This window comes from Pseudomonas boreofloridensis, from assembly GCF_030580795.1.
In the GTDB taxonomy this organism is placed as follows: Bacteria; Pseudomonadota; Gammaproteobacteria; order Pseudomonadales; family Pseudomonadaceae; genus Aquipseudomonas; species Aquipseudomonas boreofloridensis.
In genome coordinates, this window is record NZ_JAUQOQ010000009.1 from 207,366 (window position 1) to 215,136 (window position 7,771).

Here is a 7,771-nt window from a genome sequence, read left to right on the forward strand (position 1 = left end):
TTGATGGAGTGAGTTTTAATCCAAATATCAAAAGTCACCTGAGTAGTTATGATGTGTTAACTCAGAGGAAAGGTATAAGTGGTACCCACAATATTGATGTTTTTTCTCAGGCCGCAACCCAGAACGGTGCCAAGATTGTTAGCCAGACGCCAGGGGCGGTGAATGGGATATCCGAAATTAAATATCAGATTCCAGCTTATGACAGAGCTGGGAATGTAACTGGCTATAAGTCAGAGGTGTTCACTAAGACTGTTTATGATTCCAAGGTATTCACTGATTCAAAGATATTGGATCTCGGGCAGCAGGCTGCTGCTAGTGGATACAACTCAGCAATTTCTCAGGGGTTAAGAGAGTATACGGCAGCCGCAGGTGGTGTGAAATTTAGAGTCTACTTGGATGATAAGGTCGTTAAAAACTTTTTTCCGGAGGCTAACTAAATGGCTACTAATCCCGCAGGTGGAGGGGTTTTGAGTGAATATATTTTTAAGGGGGTCGACTATGACAATGATGAGTTTTGGGTTGTTAAAGAGTTCTTTAATTCTATAAATATTAGTAAAAAATTTTTGTACGGATTGTCTTTGCTCACTGATGGTGTTGGTTTTTGTTTTGATGAGGCTTACTTTCATTTTCCGGACTTAGATGATTCAGATGATGAATTGCGGTTTGATGGTTTGATTTTTGGTGTTTTTGATGGGGAAATTATTGTTTGTGCTGCGGATGGTTATAGTCTTGTGAGACTGGCTTGCGAGGAATATCTTCAACTTCATCCAGAAGATACCGCCAAAGTAAATGAACTATTGGTCAAGCTTCCTGCTTAAATTTTTGTGGGACCAGAATCCGGGAAAGGGGCGGATTTGTTTTTGCTTAGTACGCGGGTATGTCAGAAATTTTGTGTTAGGGCGTAGCATGAGCAAGAGGTGCATGTATGCCAACTAAGAAGAAATCCCAGCGTGACCTACCAAAGAGTCCCAAGGAACTACTTAAGCAGTTCAGCGCTGGATAGGCAAAATACTAATAGCCTGTTAGGGAAGTAAAAATGGCTAAGTTTCATGTCGTTGCTTGCGGTAGGGCTTGGATAAGGAAGGATGAAGGGTCAGCATATTGGCCCTATCTTGCAGAAAAGGAATAAAAATAGCCCCGGCACTGCCGGGGCTATTTTTTCACTCAGCTGTAATCACTAGAAAGTCACGGCTGGCTCGCACTGCGTTGCTCATTCACCGCCACGTCTGCCCGCTCCCGTCCGCTCCAAGGTGCTTTTCAAAACTCAGTACTTGGGTAAGATGCTGGGATATGCGAAACATGGCATGATAGATCAACTTGCGACTCTGATTACTTAATGCTCATATACGGGAAAGATAAATGCCGATGCTATGCATAAAACTATCAGTAATTATCTGCCTTCCATGGCAGGTGGTAAGCCGGCCGTACATACCGCTGGGTAGATAAGTTAGGGGTTGCAGCTCGCTTATCAGGAACGTTGGGTGAAAAATAATCAAAAACAGCAAGAAAGAATATATGTAAAGGAAGCGGGAAAGAAATTCTCAATGTTGAAAATCCGAATCTAGGGCAGCGGCCTGGGAAAATTCACTATCAGGATAACAGTGGGAACAAGTATTTGTATGATCCGGTATCTAACACGTTCCCAACGGCACCTAAGTCTGTCAATAAGCTCTTGAGTGAAGCGAGATTCAAGGCGGCTATCGAAAAAGGTATGAAGAAATAATTGGGAGAGCTATTGTGAGCTTGATGAATGAAAACATGCGGAACTTAGTTAAGAGTTCGGATTGTAGTGATACTGCTCTTGAGCGTGAATTGCTAGAGATCGTTGATGCAGGGCTGATGGTGTCAGAAGGGTGTGTGCTTTTAAAATATTTGCAAAGACTCAGTGCTGGTGCTGCGGTTTCAGATTTCCAGGATTGTACGGGATATGAGTGCTTTGTTAATTCTCTGCATATAGATGACTATGTGTCAGGGAATTATGTGGTGCAGGCGTTTTTGTTCGTTTTCAAAGTGTTTGCACTATGGCGTAATTTCAATGCTATGTCTGGTGATATTGCTGCGATTGTCTTGGTCGACGATTTTGGGGTGGTAGTAAAATTTCATTTTTGCAGAGATAGTGAGTTTTGGCTTGCAAATGACTTACAGAAGTACGAAGAGGCAGTGTTATATATGCTATCGTCTGATGCGATAAATGATCTAAATTCTAAATTATAGGAAATTGACAAAAGTATTTTCTATCTCCAGCAGTTAGCAAATTTTGCTGAAGGCCAATCATAAGATCAACAGGACATCCTGGTAGTGAAATTGCAATGCGATATATTGTGCAGGCGGGTTTTGAAGGGCAAATGAAGCGCGCAACCGAGGATCTAGTGGCTGCAGTGCAGAGCGGCGAAGTTAAAACATCAGGCTATATTTCAGTGTAACTCTATAAGTTTCCAGTATATCGATGCGAGGCAGTTTGGTTTGTAAGGGTAATTATTGAGCTTGATAGGTTTAATGGTGAGCTATTATCTTTATTAGTGCGTGTATATTTTGCGGGTTACTGGCAGTGGGTAAGTGGGTTTAAGTGAATACTATGGGCGCATTACATATGCGGTTACGTAGGGCGCGTCATTAATAGCGTCGTATTCTTGACATGACGAGGAACTGAGTTCCTACCCGCCGTCAGCCCTGCCGAGTAGTCGGACGGGTACAGCACTGCTACTCAGACCCTCAAGCGAGTCCAGGGCCTTCCCGAAAAGCGCCCGGTCTCCCAGCCGCACAAGTACCTGATCGAAACCAACCCCGTGCTCACCGACATGAAGCAATTCATGAGCTCGGACTACCTGCTCTCGGGCCTGGGCTACAACCCGGACGAAAGCGCCAAGCGCCTGGGCTACAACCCGGACGAAAGCGCCAAGCGCCTGGGCGACGGCCTTTACGAACAGCGCCTGATCCAGCAAGCCGTGGTGGCCCGCACCGGCCAACGCTTCATCGACGGCCAAACCACCGACGAAAAGCTGTTCCGCCACCTGATGGACAACGCCATCGCCAGCCGTCAAACGCTGAACCTGGCCGTAAGCGTAACCCTCACCTCCGAGCAGGTCGCAGCGCTGACCCACGACATCGTCTGGCTGGAAACCCATGTGGTGAACGGCGAGGAAGTGTTGGTGCCGGTGCTTTACCTGGCCAACGCCAACAATCGCCTGGCGCCCACCGGCGCGCTGATCGCCGGTAACGACGTCAACCTCATCGCTGGCCAGGACCTGCGCAACGTCGGCACCTTGCGCGCCAGCAACAACCTGTCCGCCCAGGCCGGCAACGACATCATCAACGGCGGCCTGATCGAAGCGGGCAATCGGCTGGACCTGCTGGCGGGCAACAACATCGTCAACAAAGCCGGCGGCATCATCGCTGGCCGCGACGTGACCCTCACGGCCCTCAAGGGCGACGTGATCAACGAACGCACCGCCACCACCCACGCCAGCAGCGACGGCAGCCTCAGCGAACGCCGCGACTTCCTCGACAGCGCCGCGCGCATCGAAGCGGCCAATGACCTGAGCATCGGCGCAGGTCGCGACGTCTCGAACCAGGGCAGCGTGCTGCAAAGCGGGCGTGACCTGACGATTCAGGCGGGCCGCGATGTGAGCTTTGGCTCCGTCGAACAGGTGGAGAGCCGCGACTACCGCCGTAAGCGTGACAGCAACAACAGCAGCAGCGTGACCCAGAACGGCTCGACGGTGACCGCAGGACGGGATCTGTCAGCGGTGGCCGGACGCGACCTCACCGCCATCGCCAGCCAGATCGACGCCAAGCGCGATGTGGCCATGGCGGCGACTGAAAACCTCAGCCTTAGCTCGGCGGCGGATGAACAGCATTCGGCGTTCAAGACGAAGAAGGCCAAGGGTCAGGAAGACCATGTGAGCCAGGTCGGCACGGCGGTGACGGCCGGCGGCGACGTGAGCCTGCGCGCCGGACAAGACCTGGCGATGACGGCCAGCCGGGTGTCGGCGGGGGATGAAGCGTATCTGGTGGCCGGTGGTCGCCTGGAACTGCTGGCTGAGGCTGACAGTGACTACTCGCTGTACGACAAGAAGAGCAAAGGGAGCTTCGGCAGCAAGAAAACCCAGCGCGACGAAGTGACCGATGTGAAGTATGTCGGCAGCGCGGTGTCGGCTGGGGGCGATGTGACCCTCGCGAGCGGCGGAGATCAGCGGTATCAGGCGGCCACGCTTGAGAGTGGGAAGGATCTGACGCTTGAGAGTGGCGGAGGGATCGCGTTTGAAGGCGTGAAGGATCTGCATCAGGAGAGTCACGAGAAGAGCAAGGGTGATCTGGCGTGGAACAGTTCCAAGGGCAGAGGCAACACGGACGAAACCTTGCGCCAGAGTCAGTTGGTTGCACAGGGCGAACTGGCGATCAAAGCCGTGGATGGGCTGAAGATCGATGTGCGGCAGATCGATCAGCACACGGTAAGCCAGGCAATTGACTCCATGGTGGCGGCCGATCCCCAGCTTGCTTGGTTGAAAGAGGCTGAGGCGCGAGGAGATGTGGATTGACGCCAAGTCCAGGAACTTCACGACTCGTTCAAGTACAACAACTCGGGCCTTGGTCCTGCGGCGCAACTGGCTATAGCCATTGTCATGGTCGCCGTAGTAGGGCCTATGGCAGCGGCGTGGGCAGGAGGAGGGGTCGGCGGCGCCGCAGTCGGTGCCGTAGCCAGCGCTGCTTCAACAAATGCGGCGGTGAGCACCATCAACAACCGTGGCAATCTCGGTGCCGTGGTCAAGGATGTGACCTCCAGCAATGCCATGAAAGGTTATGTGATGGCGGCGCTTGCACCGGGCGGTGACAGCATCGTGTCACGCATTGCGCTCAAAGCGGCGCTGAGTACGGTGGTCTACGGTGGCAGCCTGAAGGACAACGCTGTCCAGGCCGGCTTGGAGGTTGCTGCGGACGCACTGAGCGGAGCGATCTTCAATGAGGTGGGAGATCGCCTGATGGGCAGCGGGTTGCCCAAGCGTATCGCAGTGCATGCCGTCGTCGGTGGTCTGATTGCTGAAGCGGCGGGCGGTGACTTCCGCACGGCGGCTTTGGCGGCAGGTGCGAATGAGGCTTTGGTGCAACTGGTCGGGGACAAGATCTTTCCCGGTGAAGCTCACGACCGTGTATTGGGCATGACCTCACAATTGGTCGGTATGACGGTTGCTGCCGGCCTGGGTGCTGACGCCAAAGATCAACAGGTGGCTGCTTGGGTCGCACAGCAGGCGACTCAGAACAACTTCCTCCGACATAAAGAGGTCGAGGCGTTCCTCGCCGAGCTCAAGACGTGTGATGCGACCAATTCGTGCGCTGATGTACGCAAGCGGTATGGCGACCTGAACATCGAAAATCAGGAGCGGCTTGAGCAACTGTGTGCCCGTGACATGGACGCCTGCCGTAGCGAGTACAAGTCGTTCTCCGATGACTACCAGAAGACCCATGCGCTGTTGGCTGACAGCATGAAGGAGGTCGGGTGGAAAGATCAGTATGCCCTCGGCGCTACGGTACTCAGTAACTACCAGGCCATGCAGACCCTCGTCGGAACCGCCATGACCAAGGCGGTGACCGATGCAGCCCAAGAGGCTGCGGGACAGGTAGGCGTTGGGGTTGACGCAGAGGATGTCGGTAAGTTTGGGATGTGGTTGCGAACTGTCGTCAAGGCAGTCACGAATCGCAAGGGCGCAGTTGGCGGAGCTGAGCGTGGCCCTTGCTGTTTCGCAGCAGGGACACTGGTTGCGACTCCTGAGGGCGACCGAGCGATTGAAACCCTCAAGGTTGGGGATATAGTCTGGACCAAGCCTGAGCACGGGGGTGAACCCTTCGCCGCAGCGATCACCGCGACGCACATTCGTAACGATCAACCGATCTATCGGTTGACCCTGGAAAGCACGCGAGCAGATGGTCAGGTCAAGACTGAGACTTTGTTCGTAACCCCCAGCCACCCATTCTATGTACCGGCCAGACATGATTTTGTGCCGATGGGGGAGTTGAGGGCTGGGGACTTGCTACAGTCCTTGGCTGATGGCGCTGGAAATAACACGTCGAGTCGCGTTGCCTCGATAAGGCTGCATAAGTCAGTAGGCGAGACATTCAACCTTTCTGTGGATGTTGGGCATACGTTTTATGTGGGTAAACTGAAAACGTGGGTTTATAATACAGGTCCGTGCGATGTTAAATTTATACCCAATGCAGGAAGCGTTGGTAATATGGGAGAGTTCTTCAAGTTACCGGGGTTTGGTGGGAAGGTCTATGAAGGCTCTACGAAAACCAAACAAATATACGATGGTCAAAGCGTTTATATGGCCACTGCAAATATTGGTGAGTATATTGCCAGGGGTGACAAGTTCTACCTCGATGGAAGTCACATGAATCACATTGAAGTATTTGATAGTAGAAATAAAGCAAAGTTGGTCCTTAATCTCGATGGCTCGATTAACGAGGCTAAAACGAAAGTTGCTATTAAGCAAAAAAGGAAATTGCCGCGATGAATAATTTTTCTGAGATCGATGAGGTAAGGAAGTTATTTGCTACGATCGTCCGAGAAAAGTTGCCGGAAGTGGAGCTGGAAGCGCTGAAAGTTAGTTATCATGAGGATCTTTCACTGTTGCTTGCAAAAGGTATGGATCAGCTTACGAAAAATATACGCAGACTTGCGTCAAGTGGGGGAGATGCGCTAGCCACTCAGTCCGCTCTAATACATCTTCGAGCTCATGCCATGAGTTTGTGTAGTTTTTTTGACAATATTGCCGAGGATGCCGAGTATTTGCTGCTTGAACCTGAGTGGCCAGATATTCCTGAGGAGTAGATAGCACTCTCTCAGAGTTAGGGGCTCCAAGGTACGGGGGGATTGTTGAGATGGCGTTTTAGTATCTAGTTACAATACCGGTCGTTCCTAAGGTAAAATGAACTGCTCTTTTTTGTGCGCAGGTTTCGTCCTCAGTCCACCGGCGAAGTAAACTAAGGTGTCTGAAAATTTTTGAGGCGAAGGTCAGGCAAGGCTAAACAGCCGAGGAAGCGGAGTTTATGGATTGTAAACGAGCATTCCAACGCTGTTTTCAACGCAGCATCACCGAGTATCAAAGTTTTTGTATAGAGCCTTGTAAGGTCTCTCGCCAAATCTGTGCTCAGTTGCACCTGAAACAGCAGCCCTACTCATCGAAAATCGCTTACCCCAATCCCGGCCCACTCTACAACCGCTCCTCGGCCTTGCTCCGGTCTGGCCGCCACGGCGCCACCGCCATCGTTCGGCGTTTGGTAAATCGGTTGATTGGCGGGTGCGGCGAGTAGAACCATCGGTGTAGGCGGTCGAGCACATACACGAGGCGTCCGGGGAATTCGTTAGGGTTAATTTCCCGCCGCTGATGCGAGCAATTCGTGCGCTGATGTACGCAAGCGGTATGGCGACCTGAACATCGAAAATCAGGAGCGGCTTGAGCAACTGTGTGCCCGTGACATGGACGCCTGCCGTAGCGAGTACAAGTCGTTCTCCGATGACTACCAGAAGACCCATGCGTTGTTGGCTGACAGCATGAAGGAGGTCGGGTGGAAAGATCAGTATGCCCTCGGGGCTACGGTACTCAGTAACTACCAGGCCATGCAGACCCTCGTCGGAACCGCCATGACCAAGGCGGTGACCGATGCAGCCCAAGAGGCTGCGGGACAGGTAGGCGTTGGGGTTGACGCAGAGGATGTCGGTAAGTTTGGGATGTGGTTGCGAACTGTCGTCAAGGCAGTCACGAATCGCAAGGGC

At 52.4% G+C, this 7,771-nt stretch carries 6 protein-coding genes and 1 pseudogene; all 7 read left to right on the top strand.

Annotated features, from left to right (window positions below; genetic code table 11):
- The first annotated feature begins 8 nt into the window (after positions 1 to 8).
- On the top strand, positions 9 to 437 hold the full coding sequence (locus tag Q6A47_RS13500; RefSeq protein WP_304484538.1) for a CdiA family toxin C-terminal domain-containing protein: 429 nt from the start codon (positions 9 to 11) through the stop codon (positions 435 to 437).
- Positions 438 to 818, top strand: coding sequence for a ribonuclease toxin immunity protein CdiI (cdiI, locus tag Q6A47_RS13505; protein WP_304484539.1), 381 nt, complete (start codon positions 438 to 440; stop codon positions 816 to 818).
- 928 nt (positions 819 to 1,746) lie between these two features.
- Entirely contained in the window at positions 1,747 to 2,214 is a 468-nt protein-coding gene (locus Q6A47_RS13510; protein ID WP_501985953.1) for a PM0498 family protein, read from the top strand.
- Positions 2,215 to 3,014: 800 nt separating this feature from the next.
- A pseudogene (locus tag Q6A47_RS13515) lies at positions 3,015 to 5,102 on the top strand (hemagglutinin repeat-containing protein); the annotation flags it as partial.
- A 54-nt stretch (positions 5,103 to 5,156) separates the two neighbouring features.
- Positions 5,157 to 6,509, top strand: a complete 1,353-nt coding sequence (locus Q6A47_RS23195; RefSeq protein ID WP_408082844.1) for a Hint domain-containing protein — start codon at positions 5,157 to 5,159, stop codon at positions 6,507 to 6,509.
- Positions 6,506 to 6,826 carry a hypothetical protein gene (locus Q6A47_RS13525; protein WP_304484541.1) on the top strand — a complete coding sequence of 107 codons (321 nt, stop codon included), beginning with the start codon at positions 6,506 to 6,508 and terminating at the stop codon, positions 6,824 to 6,826. Before Q6A47_RS23195 ends, Q6A47_RS13525 begins: the two co-directional genes overlap by 4 nt.
- Positions 6,827 to 7,474: 648 nt before the next feature.
- Positions 7,475 to 7,771: hypothetical protein (locus tag Q6A47_RS13530; protein WP_304484542.1), on the top strand; the 297-nt coding region annotated here is incomplete at its 3' end.

Coding starts and splice junctions, on each gene's coding strand:
- Q6A47_RS13510 (WP_501985953.1), top strand. CDS start 1,747: ATGAATGAAAACATGCGGAACTTAGTTAAGAGTTCGGATTGTAGTGAT.
- cdiI (WP_304484539.1), top strand. CDS start 438: ATGGCTACTAATCCCGCAGGTGGAGGGGTTTTGAGTGAATATATTTTT.
- Q6A47_RS23195 (WP_408082844.1), top strand. CDS start 5,157: ATGACCTCACAATTGGTCGGTATGACGGTTGCTGCCGGCCTGGGTGCT.
- Q6A47_RS13525 (WP_304484541.1), top strand. CDS start 6,506: ATGAATAATTTTTCTGAGATCGATGAGGTAAGGAAGTTATTTGCTACG.